25 protein-coding genes are annotated in these 17,452 nt (G+C 31.0%); 10 read left to right on the forward strand and 15 right to left on the reverse strand.

Annotation, left to right across the window (positions count from 1 at the left end; all coding sequences use genetic code 11):
• Nucleotides 1-35: 35 nt before the first annotated feature.
• The 3 genes from ACTTBK_RS01250 to ACTTBK_RS01260 are packed head-to-tail and all read left to right on the forward strand — an operon-like array spanning nucleotide 36 to nucleotide 1,775.
• Nucleotides 36-842: an inositol monophosphatase family protein gene (locus ACTTBK_RS01250; protein ID WP_262590483.1), complete on the forward strand. Its 807-nt coding sequence runs from the start codon at nucleotides 36-38 to the stop codon at nucleotides 840-842.
• Nucleotides 839-1,402 (forward strand): DUF924 family protein, encoded by a 564-nt coding sequence (locus ACTTBK_RS01255; RefSeq protein ID WP_440618238.1) that lies wholly within the window; start codon nucleotides 839-841, stop codon nucleotides 1,400-1,402. The genes ACTTBK_RS01250 and ACTTBK_RS01255 overlap by 4 nt, the downstream gene beginning before the upstream one ends.
• 1 nt (nucleotide 1,403) lies before the next feature.
• Nucleotides 1,404-1,775 carry a DUF952 domain-containing protein gene (locus ACTTBK_RS01260; protein ID WP_440618239.1) on the forward strand — a complete coding sequence of 124 codons (372 nt, stop codon included), beginning with the start codon at nucleotides 1,404-1,406 and terminating at the stop codon, nucleotides 1,773-1,775.
• On the opposite strand, the gene ACTTBK_RS01265 is transcribed toward ACTTBK_RS01260, so the two are convergent.
• From ACTTBK_RS01265 to ACTTBK_RS01300, 8 genes are all read right to left on the reverse strand, one after another.
• The gene (locus tag ACTTBK_RS01265) at nucleotides 1,754-2,089 is read right to left on the reverse strand and encodes a DMT family transporter (RefSeq protein WP_440614179.1); all 336 of its coding nucleotides are present in this window, start codon (nucleotides 2,087-2,089) and stop codon (nucleotides 1,754-1,756) included. The two genes, ACTTBK_RS01260 and ACTTBK_RS01265, sit on opposite strands and share 22 nt — an antisense overlap.
• A gap of 1 nt (nucleotide 2,090) precedes the next feature.
• Nucleotides 2,091-2,423: a DMT family transporter gene (locus ACTTBK_RS01270; RefSeq protein WP_440618240.1), complete on the reverse strand. Its 333-nt coding sequence runs from the start codon at nucleotides 2,421-2,423 to the stop codon at nucleotides 2,091-2,093.
• 38 nt (nucleotides 2,424-2,461) lie between these two features.
• Nucleotides 2,462-2,782, reverse strand: a complete 321-nt coding sequence (locus ACTTBK_RS01275) for a nuclear transport factor 2 family protein (protein WP_075505086.1) — start codon at nucleotides 2,780-2,782, stop codon at nucleotides 2,462-2,464.
• Nucleotides 2,783-2,795: 13 nt separating this feature from the next.
• On the reverse strand, nucleotides 2,796-3,119 hold the full coding sequence (locus tag ACTTBK_RS01280) for a GYD domain-containing protein (protein ID WP_075505873.1): 324 nt from the start codon (nucleotides 3,117-3,119) through the stop codon (nucleotides 2,796-2,798).
• Between the two features lie 73 nt (nucleotides 3,120-3,192).
• Nucleotides 3,193-3,474 carry a hypothetical protein gene (locus ACTTBK_RS01285; protein WP_440618241.1) on the reverse strand — a complete coding sequence of 94 codons (282 nt, stop codon included), beginning with the start codon at nucleotides 3,472-3,474 and terminating at the stop codon, nucleotides 3,193-3,195.
• Nucleotides 3,475-3,492: 18 nt separating this feature from the next.
• On the reverse strand, nucleotides 3,493-3,867 hold the full coding sequence (locus ACTTBK_RS01290) for a hypothetical protein (RefSeq protein ID WP_440618242.1): 375 nt from the start codon (nucleotides 3,865-3,867) through the stop codon (nucleotides 3,493-3,495).
• A 25-nt stretch (nucleotides 3,868-3,892) separates the two neighbouring features.
• Nucleotides 3,893-4,207 carry a hypothetical protein gene (locus ACTTBK_RS01295; RefSeq protein ID WP_440618243.1) on the reverse strand — a complete coding sequence of 105 codons (315 nt, stop codon included), beginning with the start codon at nucleotides 4,205-4,207 and terminating at the stop codon, nucleotides 3,893-3,895.
• 73 nt (nucleotides 4,208-4,280) lie between these two features.
• Nucleotides 4,281-4,709 (reverse strand): hypothetical protein, encoded by a 429-nt coding sequence (locus tag ACTTBK_RS01300; RefSeq protein ID WP_440618244.1) that lies wholly within the window; start codon nucleotides 4,707-4,709, stop codon nucleotides 4,281-4,283.
• A 163-nt stretch (nucleotides 4,710-4,872) separates the two neighbouring features.
• Between ACTTBK_RS01300 and ACTTBK_RS01305 the strand changes: the two genes are divergently transcribed.
• On the forward strand, nucleotides 4,873-5,289 hold the full coding sequence (locus ACTTBK_RS01305; RefSeq protein WP_075505089.1) for a hypothetical protein: 417 nt from the start codon (nucleotides 4,873-4,875) through the stop codon (nucleotides 5,287-5,289).
• On the opposite strand, the gene ACTTBK_RS01310 is transcribed toward ACTTBK_RS01305, so the two are convergent.
• Together ACTTBK_RS01310 and epsC are read right to left on the reverse strand one after the other, a co-directional pair.
• Nucleotides 5,286-6,287 (reverse strand): cysteine synthase A, encoded by a 1,002-nt coding sequence (locus ACTTBK_RS01310; protein WP_440618245.1) that lies wholly within the window; start codon nucleotides 6,285-6,287, stop codon nucleotides 5,286-5,288. The genes ACTTBK_RS01305 and ACTTBK_RS01310 overlap by 4 nt on opposite strands.
• Complete coding sequence (gene epsC / locus ACTTBK_RS01315) at nucleotides 6,280-6,864, reverse strand: serine O-acetyltransferase EpsC (protein WP_262590495.1); 585 nt, start codon at nucleotides 6,862-6,864, stop codon at nucleotides 6,280-6,282. Before epsC ends, ACTTBK_RS01310 begins: the two co-directional genes overlap by 8 nt.
• Nucleotides 6,865-6,937: 73 nt before the next feature.
• Between epsC and ACTTBK_RS01320 the strand changes: the two genes are divergently transcribed.
• From ACTTBK_RS01320 to ACTTBK_RS01345, 6 genes are all read left to right on the forward strand, one after another.
• On the forward strand, nucleotides 6,938-7,348 hold the full coding sequence (locus ACTTBK_RS01320) for a VOC family protein (protein WP_145595791.1): 411 nt from the start codon (nucleotides 6,938-6,940) through the stop codon (nucleotides 7,346-7,348).
• Nucleotides 7,349-7,440: 92 nt separating this feature from the next.
• Nucleotides 7,441-8,403, forward strand: a complete 963-nt coding sequence (locus ACTTBK_RS01325) for an ABC transporter substrate-binding protein (RefSeq protein ID WP_440618246.1) — start codon at nucleotides 7,441-7,443, stop codon at nucleotides 8,401-8,403.
• Between the two features lie 68 nt (nucleotides 8,404-8,471).
• Nucleotides 8,472-9,533: a quaternary amine ABC transporter ATP-binding protein gene (locus ACTTBK_RS01330; protein WP_440618247.1), complete on the forward strand. Its 1,062-nt coding sequence runs from the start codon at nucleotides 8,472-8,474 to the stop codon at nucleotides 9,531-9,533.
• The gene (locus ACTTBK_RS01335) at nucleotides 9,523-11,028 is read left to right on the forward strand and encodes an ABC transporter permease (protein ID WP_440618248.1); all 1,506 of its coding nucleotides are present in this window, start codon (nucleotides 9,523-9,525) and stop codon (nucleotides 11,026-11,028) included. Before ACTTBK_RS01330 ends, ACTTBK_RS01335 begins: the two co-directional genes overlap by 11 nt.
• Before the next feature lie 9 nt (nucleotides 11,029-11,037).
• Nucleotides 11,038-11,655, forward strand: a complete 618-nt coding sequence (locus ACTTBK_RS01340) for a LysE/ArgO family amino acid transporter (RefSeq protein WP_440618249.1) — start codon at nucleotides 11,038-11,040, stop codon at nucleotides 11,653-11,655.
• Nucleotides 11,652-12,407 (forward strand): alpha/beta fold hydrolase, encoded by a 756-nt coding sequence (locus tag ACTTBK_RS01345; RefSeq protein WP_440618250.1) that lies wholly within the window; start codon nucleotides 11,652-11,654, stop codon nucleotides 12,405-12,407. Before ACTTBK_RS01340 ends, ACTTBK_RS01345 begins: the two co-directional genes overlap by 4 nt.
• On the opposite strand, the gene ACTTBK_RS01350 is transcribed toward ACTTBK_RS01345, so the two are convergent.
• The 5 genes from ACTTBK_RS01350 to ACTTBK_RS01370 form a co-directional block, all read right to left on the reverse strand.
• Complete coding sequence (locus ACTTBK_RS01350; RefSeq protein WP_440618251.1) at nucleotides 12,394-13,059, reverse strand: HAD-IA family hydrolase; 666 nt, start codon at nucleotides 13,057-13,059, stop codon at nucleotides 12,394-12,396. The genes ACTTBK_RS01345 and ACTTBK_RS01350 overlap by 14 nt on opposite strands.
• Entirely contained in the window at nucleotides 13,056-13,937 is an 882-nt protein-coding gene (locus ACTTBK_RS01355) for a carbohydrate ABC transporter permease (RefSeq protein ID WP_440618252.1), read from the reverse strand. Before ACTTBK_RS01355 ends, ACTTBK_RS01350 begins: the two co-directional genes overlap by 4 nt.
• A gap of 2 nt (nucleotides 13,938-13,939) precedes the next feature.
• Nucleotides 13,940-14,968, reverse strand: a complete 1,029-nt coding sequence (locus ACTTBK_RS01360; RefSeq protein ID WP_075505888.1) for a carbohydrate ABC transporter permease — start codon at nucleotides 14,966-14,968, stop codon at nucleotides 13,940-13,942.
• Nucleotides 14,969-15,017: 49 nt separating this feature from the next.
• Nucleotides 15,018-16,238, reverse strand: coding sequence for an ABC transporter substrate-binding protein (locus ACTTBK_RS01365; RefSeq protein ID WP_262590503.1), 1,221 nt, complete (start codon nucleotides 16,236-16,238; stop codon nucleotides 15,018-15,020).
• Between the two features lie 85 nt (nucleotides 16,239-16,323).
• Nucleotides 16,324-17,451, reverse strand: a complete 1,128-nt coding sequence (locus ACTTBK_RS01370) for a cobalamin-independent methionine synthase II family protein (RefSeq protein ID WP_440618253.1) — start codon at nucleotides 17,449-17,451, stop codon at nucleotides 16,324-16,326.
• Nucleotide 17,452: the final 1 nt, after the last annotated feature.

Consider the following 17,452-nt stretch of genomic DNA (forward strand, 5'->3'; position numbering starts at 1 on the left):
TTTAATCAATATAAATTAAATAGTATGAGTTCTTTGTGAATAATTTTGATACAAAAAAATATCCAGTATTTTCAAGTTTTTTAAACCAGTTAGCAAAAGATCTAACAAAATTTTATTATGCTAAGTTGGATAAGCCATTCAAGATAACCAATAAGATGAAAGGTAAAGGTTACGATCCAGTAACTACATCTGACAAAGCTTTTGAAAAGTTTATAAGGTCTAAAATTTCTAAAAGATTTCCAGATCATCAAATTATAGGTGAGGAGTATGGTCACAAAAATACCAAAAGTGAATTTTCATGGGTAATAGATCCAATTGATGGAACTAGATCATATGTTGTTGGTAATCCTAGTTGGAGTAATTTGATTTCATTAAATTATAATGGGGAGCCAATTTTAGGATTAGCAAATTTCCCTAAAATGAAAAAATATTACTTAAATGTAAACAAAAACACCGCATACGTTTTTGAAAATAACAAAAAAAGAAAACTAAAAGTTAATTCTAAATTAAATTTTGCAAATTCAAAGTTAGCTGCTGCTTTTCATAATCAATTAACCTTAAAACAACAATCCAAAATTCAAAAATTTATTAAACGAATGCAATTTCCATGCTTTGATGCTTTAACATATTGTCAACTAGCTGAAGGTAGATTGGAAATGGTTGCACAGTGTGCAAATAAGATTTGGGACATTCATCCAATTATGCCAATTGTGAGAGCAAGTGGGGCCATAGTAACAACGTGGGGTAATAGAAATCCTGTGGTAGGAGGAAATATTATTGTCTCAAATAATAAAGCAAATCATAAGCAAATATTAAAATTATTAAAACCTTTAGCTGAATGATACCAGAACGAGCGCAATCAATTTTAGATTTCTGGTTTAAAGAAACTCCTTTTGAGATGAGATTTAAGAAGGATGATAAATTTGATCAAAAGATAAAAGATAATTTTTTAAAAGATTATGAGCTTGCTTGTCAAAATGAATATGATGATTGGCAGGATAATCCCATGAGCTGTTTAGCTTTAGTAATTTTGTTTGATCAATTTTCAAGAAATATGTTTAGGGATGATAAAAAAGCATTTGCTCAAGATCAAAAAACTAGATTGATAGTAAATGATGCAGTGTATTCTGGATATTTAGAAGCTATGAATGTTGACCAAAGATTTTTTATGCTTTTACCTTTAATTCATAGTGAAGAAATTAGTGATCATGAAATGGCTTATTACTTATTAAATAAATATTTAAGAGAACATGAAGGATACAATAAGATCAAAAAATTTTGGCAAGACCACACCAAAACTATTAGACAGTTTCATAGATATCCACATAGAAATGAAATTTTAGGAAGAGAGTCTACGGAAGAAGAGCTGGAATTTTTAAAAGGACCAAACTCTTCCTGGTAAAATGAATTTAGAATTTATTTTTAAAGTAATAGATAAAGAGGAATGGCAAAAAGCTAAGCAATTTGGAACTTATGGTGGATCTGAAAAAGATATTAAAGATGGCTATATTCATTTCTCAGAAGAAGATCAGGTCGAGGAAACCTTAAAAAAACATTTTCCAAATAAAGAAAACCTTGTTTTGCTGAGAGTAAATGCTTTTAAACTTGAGCACTTACTTTGGGAACAAGCATCAAATGGTGATATGTACCCACATTTATATTCTCCATTAGATATAACTACTGTTGTTAATGAATATGAACTATCTTTAAATGAAGATGGAAGTTATCAACTTCCAGACATTTTAAAAAAATATCAATTTAATCGACCTAAGTAATTAACCATTACTACACCAATAATAATCAAAGCAATTCCAATTATCCCATAAACATTAGGAACTTGATTAAATTTTAATACAGCAAAAAGAACAACTCCTGTTACTGTCAAACCACTATAAATTGAATAGGCAAATCCAACAGGTATTGCATGCATAGCTTTTGCAATTGAAAACATTGTAATACACATAAAAAGGATACATAAAATTGAAGGAGTTAGCTTTGTAAAACCTTCAGAGATTTTAGCAAAACTGTTTGAAGCTATTCCAAAAATTATACCGTTAGCTAAAAACAAATATCCTATAAGAGGTTTCATATTATTTACTACCTAACAAATTAACCATTAAAACTCCAATGATAATAAATGCTAATCCGATCATGGAGTAAAGGTTCGGAACTTGATTATATTTAATTACACCTACTATAACTGTTGCAATGATTGTTAATCCTGCAAATGAAGCGTAAGTGATACCCATTGGTATATTCTTCATCACCAATGAAAGCGCATACATGCACAATACAATTGTAATTGCGGTAATTATACTTGGGAAGAGAAGAGTGAAACCTTCAGCACTTTTAGCAAAACTATTTGAAGTAACTCCTAGGAATACAGCAACACCTAGGAACAAGTATGAAGTAGCGAGACTCATTTAATAATATTAAATGAAATCCCGCTAAATATATATAATTATTTAGGCATTGGAGTAGCACCAGTTTCTAAACTAACAATTTTTCCATTGTCATATTTATAAACTGCCATTACAGCCTCAACATTTCCATCGTTAAATGTAACAAAAGCATGATGAATTCCAACTTCATCATTCTCGTAAACAATTCTAACTTTATCTTGATTGATGTCACCACTCATTGCCCATTTGATAACATCACCTTTAGTTAAAACATTTCCTGATTTATGCATTGTAAATTTAAAATCATCATGCAAAAGCTCATTCATCGCTGCTTCGTCTTTATTTTTTAATGCAGCACTATATTTTTCTAAGATAGACATTTATTCCTTTCTTTTATTCACCTGGTTTTTTAAAGTTTTTTCCAGCATCTGCAGCTTTGTTGAAAGTTTTATTATAATCAAATACTTCATGAATCATAATATCTTCCATTAAACCTGCATTCATAATTGCAACTTTCATTCCAAGAACACTTTCGTAATCACCTTCAATCACGTTAATTACATCAAATCTTCCTCGAACCCATTCATAACTGTGAAATTTTACTCCAACAGTATCACAAATAGCTTTGATAGCTGCTCCTCTGTCTGCATTAGGATCACTTTGCATTCTTAAAGCAAGATCACGACTTATCTTTCCAATAATATAAAATTTAGACATTTTTTCTCCTGTTGCTTAATTTAATAATTAAAGTCTAGCAGAGATAATCCAACATGTGGAGTCTCTGTTCTTTTTATACTTTAGCTAACTCGTAAATTTCATAACCATCCATTACTTCATCAAATACAGGTTTTGAAACTGGGTTTGACCCATCCATAAATGAATGAAGTGCTGCCATATCATGAACTACAATTTTAAACATTACTGTTGATTTATCAGGTGAAACACTAGCTATTGTTTTAGTAACATCAGCTACTTTTTTTCTTTCAGCCATACCTTCATCTGATTGCATAAAGCTCATAAACTTTTCAAAGCATCCTTCTTTTAATTTTCCTACTACTAATATATCTTTCATTTTTCTCCTTTTTTAATATTAATATAAAGTTTGAACTACTTTCTTAACTCTATCTTCTCCATTAGGTACTGTTGAGTTTACAAATTCATGACAGGCATTAGTTTTAGCCTCGTCAAATTTAGATCCATAAAACTTATCAACAGCTTTGTTTACTCCTTCATCCCATTGCTTTTCAGGGACTCCAACTTCTAAAGCATAAGCTTTTAAAACTTTAACTGATGCCATAGATTTTTCTTTCATACTATATTCAAATGTTTCACCAATTGGCAAGAAATAGTTAGCCATATAAATACCACTGCATTCCCAAGCTCTATTTTTATCACTATCAGACATATCCGCATATGCAGAGTTCAGAAATAAAACACTGAATAAAATCACTATTATTTTTTTCATATATTTTCGTTTCTAAATTTTTTGTTTAGTAAATCCCTGATTTTACCAATTTATCTATTTCCTCTTTTGAATTAGGGATTAATTTATAAACAAAACTATCACATTCCTTTGTGGTATTTTCCTCGTATGGTTTTCCATAACGTTCATCAACAACCTTAATTAATTCTTTATTAAGATTGTCTTCATTTACACCATCTTTAACCAAGTAAGAGCTTAAAAATTTCTTAGCAGCAAAAGAATGTGTAATTTTTTCCAATTCAAGTTCTGCTTGTGGAATCATACTATTTGCATAATAAATTCCTGCACACTCAATTGTCTTCTTTTTGTCGTCTTCACTCATACCTGCATACGAAGAAGTCAAAAATAGAATACTAATTAATGTTAATATTATTTTTTTCATAATTTTCTTTTTTTTATTTTATCGTAACAACAGTTGTTCCAGGAAAAGTGTATCCCACAACGTAACTGAATAGCATTTGTTGAAATTCTTGTATCATTGGCCATTTGCTTCCAAGCTCTTGATGATTTTGAAAACCAGCAGGATTTTCATAATACTCAGTTAAAATAAAATACATATTTCCAGTCATACCTTGTGAAGGATCTGCAGGATTATTCCATTCAGGTCCTTTGATAACTGAATATGAATTTAATTTTTTTTCACCAGTCATTGGATGAGTTTCTTTCATCCATTTATGGTGTGTTTTCAACATTTCTTCAACTTTAGCTACATCACTAGCTGGAACTTTTAAAGTAATAGCAAACGCATTTGCTTTTGCATGGCCGTCAGCTTTAGCAATTGTAGTAAATAAACTAAGCATCAAAATTATTATTATTTTTTTCATTTTATCTTTCTTTTTAATTATTAATTATAAGTAATCGAATACAGTTACATATTCATGACAAAGTCTCTCGTGTTTATAACGCGCGTCAGTTATGCAATTAAGGAGCACAAAAATTGCTTATTATGTTGTTTTATCTGATGGTAAAATTTGATAGAATTTTGTCATGATTGAAAAATTTAATGGAATTTTCTATTTAATAGTGTTCCTTGCACATTTTATTGGAATAGGAGTTTATTGTTTTCAAACCATTGTTGGAACTAAAAAATTCATGGACAAATTTGAAATCGATCATAGTGCGGCAGTCATTGTTAGATTTGTAGGAGCTTTAATGCTTGGATGGGTAATCATGGCTCTTTATATAATGTTTGTTAGACCAAACGGAGTTGAAGATACTTGGGCATTTTTTACCTTAATAGTAATTATTCATGCATGTGTTTTTCTAACAAACTTTTATTCTATCAAAATTGATAAAACTGGAATAAATGAAAAAACTTCTAACGAAGGAATAATTGCTCCTGTTGTTTTTCTAATTTTAAGTTCTATTCTTTGCTACGGTTTGGCAGATAAAATTTACGTTTAAAACCAAGAAGGTATTGGTAGACCTTTTTCTTCTAAGAATTTTTTATTAAACATTTTAGTTGCATACTTATCACTTCTGTCACAAAGGATAGTAACGATAGTTTTACCAGGTCCTAATTCTTTTCCCATTCTAATAGCTCCAGCAATATTTATTCCACAACTAGTTCCTAAACTTAGACCTTCATTTTGAATTAAATCATAAAGAATAGGTAGAGCTTCATGGTCATCAATAGAGTAAGCATCATCAATTTTAGCCTCACCAAAGTTTGCTGTAACTCTACTTGAACCAATTCCCTCTGTTATAGATCCTCCTTCAGATTTTAACTCTCCATTCTTTATATAATTATAAAGAGCAGAACCTTTGGGGTCTGAAAGGTAAATTTTGATATCTTTATTCTTTTCTTTTAATGCATTACTTACACCCGAAATGGTGCCACCAGTTCCAGATGAACACACAAAACCATCTACCTTACCATCTGTCTGTTCCCAGATCTCTTGACCTGTTCCCTCATAATGACCTTTTGCATTTGCAGTATTATCAAATTGATTAGCCCAAATAACTCCATTGTTATTTGAGGGTCTTAACTCATCTGCAAGTCTTGCAGCAATCTTTACAAAGTTATTGTCATCTTTATAGGGCTTCGGTTCAACTAATCTTAACTCAGCACCAAGGTTTCTTAGTAAATCTTTTTTCTCTTGAGTTTGATTGTCGTTCATTACAATAATAGTTTTGTAACCTAAAGAATTTCCTAAAAGACCCAAACCAATTCCAGTGTTACCGGCAGTACCTTCAACAACAGTTCCTCCTTTGGAGATTAATTTTTTTTCCTGTGCGTCTTTTATTAATGCAAGTGCAGCTCTATCTTTTACGGATCCACCTGGATTTAAAAATTCTGCCTTACCATAAATATTACATCCGGTAATTTCTGATGCAGCTCTAAGTTTTATAAGTGGAGTATTTCCAATTCCAGAAATAAAATCGTTTTGTGTATTATTCATTTTCTGATTTTTTATCACTATCAGGAGTAATTCCGTAAGGTTTAAATTCACTATCAGCTATTCCAACATTCTTAGCAGGAATTCCAACCATAACAGCATTCTCAGGAACATCTTTTGTAATTACAGCGTTTGCACCAATTTTTGCACATCGTCCAACAGTTACTGGACCTAACACTTGTGCTCCTGATCCAATGACTACTTCATCTTTAATTGTTGGATGTCTTTTCATGTTTCTTTGGTCATTTGAATTTATACTTGGTGCAATTCCACCTAATGTAACCATATGGTAGATAGTAACATTATCTCCAATATCTGAAGTTTCACCAATCACAACTCCCATGCCATGATCTATAAATAAATTTTTTCCAATTTTTGCATTAGGATGAATTTCAATTCCAGTTAAGAATCTTGAAAATTGAGAAATGATTCTTGCAACTAGATAAAATTTAGCAGTACTAAAAAAGTTTGCTATTCTATGAAAGAATACTGCTTTGACACCTGGATAGGTTAAAATCAAACTAAGCTTTGATTTTGCTGCAGGATCTCTATCAATTATCGATTGTAAATAATCATTCATTGTATTTTATGCTCACTTGAAATTTTAATAAGTGGCTTATATAGTCATTATATTCTGTTATTAAAGATTAATTATGTACAAAAACACTAATTGTTTTCATTTAGCTATACCTTGTGGTGATCTAGAGGTCGCAAAAAAATTTTACAGTGAAACTTTAGGATGTAGATTGGATAATTCTGCACAAGAGTGGGCTGATGTTGACTTTTGGGGTAATGAATTAACACTTCATAAAAGTGATCATAAATTAGATAATGAAAGACATGATGTGGACATGGGAAATGTGTCTGTACCCCATTTTGGTGTACACTTATCTAGAAAAGATTTTGATGCACTTAAACAAAGATTAAAAGATAGTGGCACTAAATATTATGACGAACCATACTTAAGATTTAAAGGCACTAAGTATGAACAAGAAACATTCTTCGTAAAAGACCCTAACGAAAATATACTAGAGATTAAAACTCTTACATCTAACCCAGAATAGTAAAAATACATCTAATTTTTAGATACTTATTTTCTTTGACACCTTCTCTCAATTCGCGTTAGACTTTATTTATAAATAATTAAGGAGACATAATGAAAATAATCAAATCTACACTTGTAGCTGGATTAATTTCAATTTTATCAATTTTCTCTGCAAACGCTGAAAAAGTTAAAATTGGAGATCCAGGTTGGACAGGTGCAACTGCAATTGCAAATTTACTTGCTGCAGTAGTTATAGACAAAATGGGTGGTGAAGCAGAATTAGTTCCTGGAAACAATACTGCAATTTATGCAGCAATTGACAGAGGAAAAGGTGAAATCGATGTTCACCCTGATATTTGGTTACCAAACCAAGAAGCTTACACTAATGATTTAGTTCCAAAAGGAACTTTAAAATTAAGCAGCAAACCATATGAAGGAAACCAAGGTTACTGTGTTTCTCAACAGTTTGCTAAAAAAATGAATATTACAGCAATTGAAGACTTAGCTAGACCAGAAGTTGTTAAAGCAATGGACAGCGATGGAAATAGTAAAGGTGAATTTTGGATTGGTGCTGATGGTTGGGCTTCTGCAAATGTTAACCAAGTTAAATTAAGAGACTATGGTTTATATGATGCTGGTATCGAAGCAGTTAGAGCTGCTGAAGCAGTTAAAAATGCAAGAGTACTAGACTCAATTAAAAAAGGTGAAGGTTATGCATTCTATTGTTACAAACCTCATGCAATTTGGGGAATGGCTGACGTAGTAATGTTAACAGAACCAAAATATGATCCTGCGAAATATAAAATGATTCAACCTAAAGCAGATGCTGACTGGTACAAGAAATCTTATGTTGCATCAAAAGATGCTCTTAAGCAAATCCAAATCGGTTGGGCTACTTCTTTAGAGAGTCAATCACCAGCAATTGTAGAATTCTTTAAGAATTTTCAATTAACAGCTGATGATGTTTCTGCAATGGCTTATGCAGTTTCAGTTGAGAAAAAAGATCCAGCTGATGTAGCAAGAGCTTGGATGGAAGCAAATAAATCAACTGTAGACGGTTGGTTAGGACTATAATCTAAATCAAAATCTATACTCGGCAATTTAAGATTGCCGAGTATATTTTCCTATAATAAAAGACAAAAATGGATTCATCGAGTTCAGCAATACAAATTCAAAATGTTTGGAAAGTATTTGGTAATGCTTCTAAAGAAGCATTAGATGCAATCCAAAATAAAAAAGTTTCAAAAACAGAAGCCTTAGAAAATTACAACTCAGTTATTGGAGTTTCAGATGTTTCATTTGATGTTAAACAAGGTGAAATATTCTGTGTAATGGGGCTTTCAGGGAGTGGAAAGTCTACATTAGTAAGGCATATTAATAGACTTTTAGAACCAACATCAGGAAAAATTTTAATTAATGGTCAGGATGTAATGGCCTTAGATAGAGAAAGCCTTCAAGAATTAAGAAATAAAAAAATAGGTATGGTTTTTCAAAACTTTGCGCTTATGCCTCATAGATCTGTTGTTGATAACATTGCAATGCCACTTGAAATAAGAGGTGTGAGTAAAAATGATAGATTAGATGCTGCAAATAAAATTTTAGAAATTGTAGAGCTGCAAGGTTGGGGTAATAAGTTTGCTCACGAACTATCTGGAGGAATGCAACAAAGGGTAGGTCTTGCAAGAGCACTAGCAGCTGATCCTGAATTTCTGTTAATGGACGAACCTTTTAGTGCATTAGATCCACTGATTAGAAGACAGCTTCAAGCTGAGTTCATTAAACTTTCTAAACAAATGAAAAAAACCACAGTATTTATTACTCATGATTTAGATGAAGCAGTAAGAGTAGGACACAGAATTGCTATTATGAGAGATGGAAAAGTAATCCAAATAGGTACACCCGAAGAAATAGTTGTAAGTCCTGCAGATGAATATGTTGCTGACTTTGTAAAAGGAATTTCAAGACTAAAAGTTGTTCAAGCTAAAACAATCATGCAATCTATTGAGAGTTACGAGAGTGCTAATGGAAAATTAAATGAAAACAACAAAAGTGTTGGGGAAAATGAATTATTAAGTAAGCTCATTGAGTTATCAAAATCTAGTAAAGGACCATTGGTTGTTAAAGATAACAATCAAAATAATGTTGGTGTGTTAACACAATCAGATCTTTTAAAAGCGGTTATAGAGGGTGGAGATGGAGAATAAACAAATACATAATCCAACCAGATCAGAGTTAATTACAGATTTTGTAAAATCTAATCCTGAATATTATATTAAGGAATTTCAAAAAATTGGAAGCAAACCTTCTTTTTCATTTTCATTTAATTTGTATGCTGGAATTCTAGGGCCAATTTGGTTTGGAATGAGAAATATTTGGAATTGGGCTTTGGCTTTTCTAATTATTGAAACTTTTTCTGTTGTTCAAATAATAAGAGGTTTGTTTGGTAATATTACTAAAGAAGCTGTAGAAAAAATTAAACAAGTTGAGTCAACTATAGCTTTTAGAAACAAACAGTTAGAAGCAGCTATTACAAATAATCCAGACAAAGTTGAGGTTTATAAAAGAAATATCAAATCACTAGAGGATGCAATGCAAGGCTACATAGATGAAGTAGCAAGGATTGAGGCATCAGCTATTTGGATTACAATTTTTGGTATTGGATTGTTAATTGCAGTTAAAGTTGTTCAAGGAATACTAGCTAACTCGATATTAGAAAAAAGATATTCAGAATGGTTATCAGACAAAACTCTAAGACCTGGGATGCAAGTTAAGAATTTTGTATCAAGCACAATGTTTGCTGCAGTTATTATGTTTTTTTCTGTAGTGCATTATAGTTTTCCTGGTGTCATTACATTAATGGATGATTTTCCAACTCATCCAGATATCAGGTTAACATCAATAAAATGGGTAGAAACGATCTTCGATTATGCAGTATTAAAAGGAGATGCGTTATTTACGGCAATCACTATTGGTATTAGATCAGTACTAGATTTCTTAGAGTTATTATTTGTTAAAACTCCTTGGATAGTAATTATTACAACCATTGTAACCTTAACGGGATTAGCAGCAGGACCTAGAGCTGCAATATATTCAGCAGGATTTTTATGTTACATGGGATTTTTGGGTTTCTGGGTTAAAGCTATGACAACATTAGCTCTTTTAGGAACAGCAGCAGTATTAAGTATTGTAATTGGTATTCCTCTTGGAATTTTTTGTGCAAGGCGACAAAGATTTTATTCAATGATCAGACCGATCATGGATTTTATGCAAACAATGCCTGCTTTTGTATTCATGATACCTGTAATAGCATTTTTTGGAACTGGAAAAGTCGCAGCAGTTATTATTACAATGATATTTGGTGGAACACCTGTAGTTAGACTAACAGTTCTTGGTTTAAGAGGAGTACCTGAAACAATTAGAGAAGCTGCAATCGCTTATGGTGCATCTAAATGGTATTTGCTTAGAAAAGTAGATTTACCATTAGCAACTCCATCTATATTAGCAGGTGTTAACCAAACAGTCATGTTAAGTTTAGCAATGGTAGTTGTTGCATCATTAATCGGTGCTAAAGGTTTAGGTCAAGATGTATTAGAAGCACTTCAATACGCAAACGTAGGACAAGGTATTTTAGCAGGTGTAGCAATATTATTTGTAGCTCTTATTCTTGATAGAGTTGTTCAGGGTAGAAAACGAGTTTAAGAAAAATCAATGGAATACGCACTGTTAGGTTTTTTTACTGGCCTAAGTTTAATTTTAGCAATTGGTGCTCAAAACATTTTTGTAATTGAACAAGGTTTAAAAAAACAGCATGTATTTCTAGTTTGTTTTATTTGCTCACTTTCTGATTTAATATTAATTTTTTTTGGAATTTTTTTATTTCATTTTTTTAATCAATTTTTTAATTCAATAGTTGAATTTATTTTTAACCTTCTTTTAGTGGTTTTTTTAATTCATTTTATTTATTCAAAAATTAAAACTCATTACAAAGAAGTTAATTTTCAAAGTAATGTTATTGCGGTATCAAAGTTAAATATTTTCTTAAAAACATTAGGGTTCACATATTTAAATCCACATGTTTACTCTGATACAGTTTTTATTCTTGGAAATTTTTCTAAGAACTACTTATTAAATCAAAAACTTTCATTTGCGATAGGCGCATCTTTTGCTTCATTTTTGTTTTTCTTTATTTTGGGATATTTATCAAATTATCTTTCCATGTATGCTAATGACAAAAAAATATGGCAGGTAATAAATATATTCATCATAGCTTTTATGAGTTTTTTAGTTTTGTTTATTTTAAAGGAAATGATAATTAAGCTTTTATGAGTAATATTTTTGTAGATGATAAAGGTGAAGGTTTTCCATTTGTTTTAGTACATGGATATTTAGGCTCCTCAGAGATGTGGTGCTTTCAAAAAGATTACTTTTCAAAAAATTTTAGAGTTATTGCTCCTGCACTTCCTGGTTTTGGTGAAAGTCATAATGTGCAATCATTAAATTCTATTAATGCGATGGCAAAAAAAATCATTGAAATACTAGATGAAAAAAAAATCGAAAAATTTAATTTAATTGGACATTCAATGGGTGGAATGATTGTTCAAGAAATAACAAAATTAATTGGTGATAGAGTTAATAAATTAATCTGTTTTGCAACAGGATCTATTGGAGATATCCCCGGTAGATTTGAAACTATGGACGAAACAAGAGAGAAACTTAAGAAAGAGGGTACTGAAGTATCATTTTCAAGAGTTCCACCTAAATGGTTTGTAAAAGGGGATAAAGATAAAAATTATTTTTTATGTGCTAATGCAGTTAAAAATGTTTCATTAGAAACTGCTGATAACGCCTTGCTTGCAATGAAAAATTGGAGAGGTATTGATAATTTGAAAAACATTAAAAATGATACCTTAATTATATGGGGTGATAAAGATATCTCTTACAATTTTGAACAGGTCGACACGTTAAATAAAAATATTAAAAATAGTCGTCTAGAAATATTTAAAAATTGCAGTCATAATGTTCATTTAGAAGAACCAGATAGATTTAATAATCTGGTAAATGATTTTATTTCAGAATAATATTTTTATTTAATTTCTCTAATTTTTTAAAAGCGTTCTTAAACTTTTTATTTAAGTGAAACTTTCCTGGAAAAATTATGCATTTAATTTTTGCTTTAACTGCTGAATTTAAACTTTCTTGAGAATCTTCAATAGCTAAACATTCCTTAGGTTTTAATTTAAGCTTTTTTAATGCAAGAAGATATATATCTGGATTTGGTTTTAAATTTTTAACCAATTTTGAATTTCCAATAAAATTAAAGTTTTTTTGATTAATTGATTTTCTTAATGAGAAAAGAATAGAATTAATATTATTTTTTGAGGTAGAGGTTACAAAAGCTAGTTTAATTTTTTCTTTAATACAAAGATTAATTATATTTTTAACACCTGGTCTTAATTTTAAATGATTTTTCTTTAAGTAATTATTGAATAGTTTAGTTTTTAAATCTCTTAATTGCTTAGCATTAACTTTAATATCTTTTGTTCTTGCATATTCTGTTATTCTATCTCTACCACCTGATTTATTTAGAAGTTTGATATATTCTTTTTTAGTCCAATACCAATCCAATCCATTTTTTTTAAATGCTTCATTAAAGGATTTTCTCTGAATTTCTGATGTTTCAACGAGAGTTCCAATAGAACCGAATAACAAAGCTTTGTAATTTTTCTTCAACCTTTTACAGCTCCAGTAGTTAAACCACTGATAACTTGTCTCTGAAAGAACATTACCAACATAAACAATGGTGCTGTCGCGGACACTACAGCAGATACTGCCCACATTAGATTACCTTCGTGTTGATTAGTTCCTAAATAACTTTGTATCTTTGGAACCATAGTATGATTTTCTTGATTAAGTAGTAAAGCTGTTACCGTGAAATCATTATAAGCAAGCATTAAACTAAATAATCCAGCAGTAATAACTCCAGGCCACATCACAGGCATTATAATATGTCTGAATGCTTGAAAATATGAACATCCATCAATCAATGCACTTTCATCAAGCTCTTTTGGAATTGTTTTAAAGAATGAATAGAGTAACCATAAAGTAAATGGTTGATTAATAGCAACTAAAACAACAATAGTTGTTGGCAGTATTCCCCATATTTGTAATTCAAAAAATGGAAATAGATAACCCGAGACTAGAGTTATATGTGGCATAGCTCTAAAGATTAAAGCTGCCATTAAAATCCAAAATGCATATTTCTCAGTTGATCTTGAAAGAGCGTAAGCTCCTAAAGTTCCCAAAAACAATGAAATACTAACAACAAACACAGTAACAATAATCGTATTTTTGGACGCTTTCCAAAATTCACCCTCAAACCAAGCTTCATGATAAGCATTTGTTGTAAACTTTTCACCAGTTTCAATTAATGTATTGAAAGCTGAAATTGCATACCACCAATCTGACCTTGAAAAAAAGTCTGCTCTTACTTTAAATGATCCCCAAAAAGTCCAGATGAATGGAAAACATGCAACTAACAACCAAGAAATAATAAATATGGTATTAAATGTTTTCAAAGTATTTGATTTTTTATCTAAACCGTAATCCATATTTATCTCGCAGTTTTAAATTCTTTCCATGTTCTAACTAATACAGGGGCAAGCAAAATTGCTATGCCAATGATTGTCATCATTGATGTCGCTGCAGCAGAACCAAATAAAATAACCTCTTCATTTACTAAGTTATCGTAAATTAACCATGAAAGAGATTGCGCACTACCTTCAGCACTAAAACCTATAATTGGTTCAAAAACTCTAAAATTATCCATCAATGATATTAATGCAACAAATGTTACTACCGGGTAGATATGAGGTAGTACAATATGTTTAATTCTCTGAAATCTTGAAGCACCATCAATAATTGCAGCTTCAATAGGTTCCTGAGGAACTGTTTGAAGCGCAGCATAAAAAACTACAAATGCAAAAGGGGAGTGATGCCAAATTCCATATATAATAATTGTTATCCACGTGAGAGTTTTAGAGGATTTCAAAGATAAATATGGATCATTCATTAAATTTTGAATGTTGGCTCCTATTATTCCTTGAGAGTCTATCATCCAGAATAATACTAAAGATCCAACTAGTGGAGTTACAATCATTGGTAAAATAGTACCAAAGATTAAAGGACCTCTAATTTTTCTTGAGATTGCGTTTAAACTCAAAGCTATAATAAAACCTAATAACAAGACATTTGGAGTTACAAATATACAATAAGTTAATGTAAAGATTAGCGCTTTGTAAAAGGGTAGATTGGTTACTTGATCAACAAATTCACCAAAAGTTTCTGTTTCATTCCAAAATTTTTTTATTTCTTCTGTTGCTAGATGGTTTCTATCTATATACGTCCCAAAACCATTAAATTTTCCTAAAGGTTTTGCTTCTCTTATTTTAGTAGTTGCTTCATTGTCGACTACAATTGAAACAGTACAGCCAAATGGATCACATTTTTTAACTTCTTTAACTACTTGATCATGCTGAGCGTAAAAGGATTGAACCCCAGTAGAAATGATAGGAAGCCCAATAAAAAGGATCATTGCTAATCCTGTTGGTAAAAAAAACCAAAAAAAAGTTTTATTAGGCATTGAAAATTTTTGTTAAGTGGGGATCAAGTCCCCACTTAAATATTAGATTTTATAGAAAGCCTTGTTCTTTAGCTTTACTAGTGTAAGCAGCTTCAACATCTTTTAATGCTTGTTCAGCTGACTCTTTACCTTGTAAAAACTCAACAATCTCACTTCCTAATGCACCATGCATTAAACCCATTTGTGGTAACATTGGATATGGTTTTGCACCCATTTTTACAGCTTCAATTACACCAATAGATTTTGGTCCTGGAACAAATCCTTCTACTAACCAAACAGCTTGGTCAGCAGCGTCAGCAACCATTTTCTTGTTTGATGCAGCGTGCGCTAAAGCTCTAAACGTTGCTTCAGCATCAGCATCAGGTCTATTTTTTGCAAGTGTGAAACCATCCCACCATAAAGTTGCAGCTGGGATATTTCCACCAGCAACAGTAGCTGGACCTGTTAGTTTTGTAGCTTTAGTAATATTAGCATCACCTTCATCATCTAAAAGTGTACCTGATCTAGAAGCCCACAATGTCATTAATGCAACATTTCCTGCTTCCCATTCAACTTTAATAGCTTCACTATCATGTGTTAAATAATCTGGGTTACTTAATTCAGATAATTTTTTAAGCATGTTTAAAGTAGCAACACCTTTTGCATTATTTACATTTGGTTCTGCACTTCCAGACTTAAAGAATTCACCACCATGACCAATGTACATGTTCACAAACTCTTCTGCTAAGTTCCAACCTGCTTTGTAAGCAGCAGCATATGGATATTGCATTTTTCCTGAAGCTCTAATTTTTTCAGAAGCAGCAACTACCTCTTCATATGTTTTTGGAACAGCTATACCAAGATCTTTTAAAACGTCTTCTCTATAGTATAAGTGTTGAGTGTTAGCCATAAATGCTACAGCCATTACTTTTCCATCAATTGTGATCAATTGAGAGTCTTGAATTCCTTTTCCATATTTTTTAACAAGATCATCTAAAGGTCTTATTAAGTCTTGGTTCATTAAAGGAACGATTGAACTGTTTGCTGCAATTCTAGCTGAAAATTCAGATGGATTTGCAGTAAGAGCTGGCACTGCGATTTTATTGTGCTCAGATGAATGAGTCACTTTAAAATCTGCACTTCCTTTACATTGTTTAGAAGTTTCAACGAAAGTTCTTAATGCAGGAAAATCATTAGCCAAAATATTTATTGAACCACTTTTAATGTTACAATCTGCATAAGCAGAAGTTCCAAAAAGTAAAAACAATAAAGTAACTAGTATTTTTCTCATATGTTTTCTCTCTTTATATTTATTGTTAAATTATAATTTAAGTTCAAAAACTATATCTATTAGGAAGTTTAAATTAAAGAGGAAATTAAATCACTTTTGACGCAAGTTCTGCGCCAAGTACCAAAGACTCTAGCTTCTTATAAACAATATTTTCATCAACATTTCCAAAGCCCGCAAAGGTACTAAAACCACAATCTGTTCCAGCAACTAGTTGATCTCTCTCAACAACTTTTGAATAAGTTACAATTCTATTTTTTACAACCTCGGGATGTTCAACAAAGTTTGTGGTTGAGTCGATTACTCCAGGAGCAATCATTTTGTCATTTGGGATTTTTAAATTTTCAAAAATTTGCCACTCATGAGAATGTCTTGGATTTGACGACTCAATTAAGTATGTTTGTATATTAGCCTTTAAAGCTATAGGCATAATTTTTTCTAGTGCAATGTCATGTAAATGAGGTCCTTCATAATTACCCCAGCAAATGTGCATTCTTATTTTAGAGCTATCAATATTACTAATAGCGTTATTTAAACATTCTATTTGTTTTTCTGCTCTGATTAAAAATTCTTCTTCAGACAAATCTTTAAAAGTCATATGTCTTGCAAGAGCTAAATCTGGACAATCTAACTGAAGTTTTAATCCATTTGATGTAATTTCTTCATATTCGTCTTTCATCAGGTTAGATAAATTTTCTAAATATTCATCATCATTTTGATAAAATTTATTGGGTAAGAAAGCTGAAATAACTCCTGGAGAAGCAGCATTCATGAACGCATCTTTGTGATTATTTTTTTCTAAAGCTTGTTTAAAATTATTTATATCTTTTGTTAGGGAAGTTTTATCTTTAATTTTTAATTCACTTGTACAGCAAGGTCGTGTGTAAGTAGGAGTACCACCTGTTCTTGCAATTCTTTCTTTAAAAGATGGAAAATCGTCTAAATCTTTTGGTGCTTTTCTTTCACTTTCTCCTGAAAAGCCATCAATTCTATCTTTAACATAAGTTGCATAGCTAATCTTAGACATTTCACCGTCACTAATATAGTCAATTCCAACTTCTATTTGTTTTTTAACAATATTATCTACATCTCTTTGAACAATTTCATCAAATTGATTTAAATCTATTTTTTCTTTTTGATCTTTCTTAAATAAAAGATCAGATAATTCATTTGATCTTGGTAAACTTCCTACATGTGTTGTTTTAATTTTACTCATT

The sequence above is a fragment of the Candidatus Pelagibacter sp. HIMB1493 genome, assembly GCF_052047995.1.
Classification (GTDB): Bacteria; Pseudomonadota; Alphaproteobacteria; order Pelagibacterales; family Pelagibacteraceae; genus Pelagibacter.

Excerpts from the sequence above, each read along its gene's own strand:
- ACTTBK_RS01255 (WP_440618238.1), top strand. The coding sequence starts at position 839 with ATGATACCAGAACGAGCGCAATCAATTTTAGATTTCTGGTTTAAAGAA.
- ACTTBK_RS01260 (WP_440618239.1), top strand. The coding sequence starts at position 1,404 with ATGAATTTAGAATTTATTTTTAAAGTAATAGATAAAGAGGAATGGCAA.
- ACTTBK_RS01265 (WP_440614179.1), bottom strand. The coding sequence starts at position 2,089 with ATGAAACCTCTTATAGGATATTTGTTTTTAGCTAACGGTATAATTTTT.
- ACTTBK_RS01270 (WP_440618240.1), bottom strand. The coding sequence starts at position 2,423 with ATGAGTCTCGCTACTTCATACTTGTTCCTAGGTGTTGCTGTATTCCTA.
- ACTTBK_RS01275 (WP_075505086.1), bottom strand. The coding sequence starts at position 2,782 with ATGTCTATCTTAGAAAAATATAGTGCTGCATTAAAAAATAAAGACGAA.
- ACTTBK_RS01280 (WP_075505873.1), bottom strand. The coding sequence starts at position 3,119 with ATGTCTAAATTTTATATTATTGGAAAGATAAGTCGTGATCTTGCTTTA.
- ACTTBK_RS01285 (WP_440618241.1), bottom strand. The coding sequence starts at position 3,474 with ATGAAAGATATATTAGTAGTAGGAAAATTAAAAGAAGGATGCTTTGAA.
- ACTTBK_RS01290 (WP_440618242.1), bottom strand. The coding sequence starts at position 3,867 with ATGAAAAAAATAATAGTGATTTTATTCAGTGTTTTATTTCTGAACTCT.
- ACTTBK_RS01295 (WP_440618243.1), bottom strand. The coding sequence starts at position 4,207 with ATGAGTGAAGACGACAAAAAGAAGACAATTGAGTGTGCAGGAATTTAT.
- ACTTBK_RS01300 (WP_440618244.1), bottom strand. The coding sequence starts at position 4,709 with ATGAAAAAAATAATAATAATTTTGATGCTTAGTTTATTTACTACAATT.
- ACTTBK_RS01305 (WP_075505089.1), top strand. The coding sequence starts at position 4,873 with ATGATTGAAAAATTTAATGGAATTTTCTATTTAATAGTGTTCCTTGCA.
- ACTTBK_RS01310 (WP_440618245.1), bottom strand. The coding sequence starts at position 6,287 with ATGAATAATACACAAAACGATTTTATTTCTGGAATTGGAAATACTCCA.
- epsC (WP_262590495.1), bottom strand. The coding sequence starts at position 6,864 with ATGAATGATTATTTACAATCGATAATTGATAGAGATCCTGCAGCAAAA.
- ACTTBK_RS01320 (WP_145595791.1), top strand. The coding sequence starts at position 6,938 with ATGTACAAAAACACTAATTGTTTTCATTTAGCTATACCTTGTGGTGAT.
- ACTTBK_RS01325 (WP_440618246.1), top strand. The coding sequence starts at position 7,441 with ATGAAAATAATCAAATCTACACTTGTAGCTGGATTAATTTCAATTTTA.
- ACTTBK_RS01330 (WP_440618247.1), top strand. The coding sequence starts at position 8,472 with ATGGATTCATCGAGTTCAGCAATACAAATTCAAAATGTTTGGAAAGTA.
- ACTTBK_RS01335 (WP_440618248.1), top strand. The coding sequence starts at position 9,523 with ATGGAGAATAAACAAATACATAATCCAACCAGATCAGAGTTAATTACA.
- ACTTBK_RS01340 (WP_440618249.1), top strand. The coding sequence starts at position 11,038 with ATGGAATACGCACTGTTAGGTTTTTTTACTGGCCTAAGTTTAATTTTA.
- ACTTBK_RS01345 (WP_440618250.1), top strand. The coding sequence starts at position 11,652 with ATGAGTAATATTTTTGTAGATGATAAAGGTGAAGGTTTTCCATTTGTT.
- ACTTBK_RS01355 (WP_440618252.1), bottom strand. The coding sequence starts at position 13,937 with ATGGATTACGGTTTAGATAAAAAATCAAATACTTTGAAAACATTTAAT.
- ACTTBK_RS01360 (WP_075505888.1), bottom strand. The coding sequence starts at position 14,968 with ATGCCTAATAAAACTTTTTTTTGGTTTTTTTTACCAACAGGATTAGCA.
- ACTTBK_RS01365 (WP_262590503.1), bottom strand. The coding sequence starts at position 16,238 with ATGAGAAAAATACTAGTTACTTTATTGTTTTTACTTTTTGGAACTTCT.
- ACTTBK_RS01370 (WP_440618253.1), bottom strand. The coding sequence starts at position 17,451 with ATGAGTAAAATTAAAACAACACATGTAGGAAGTTTACCAAGATCAAAT.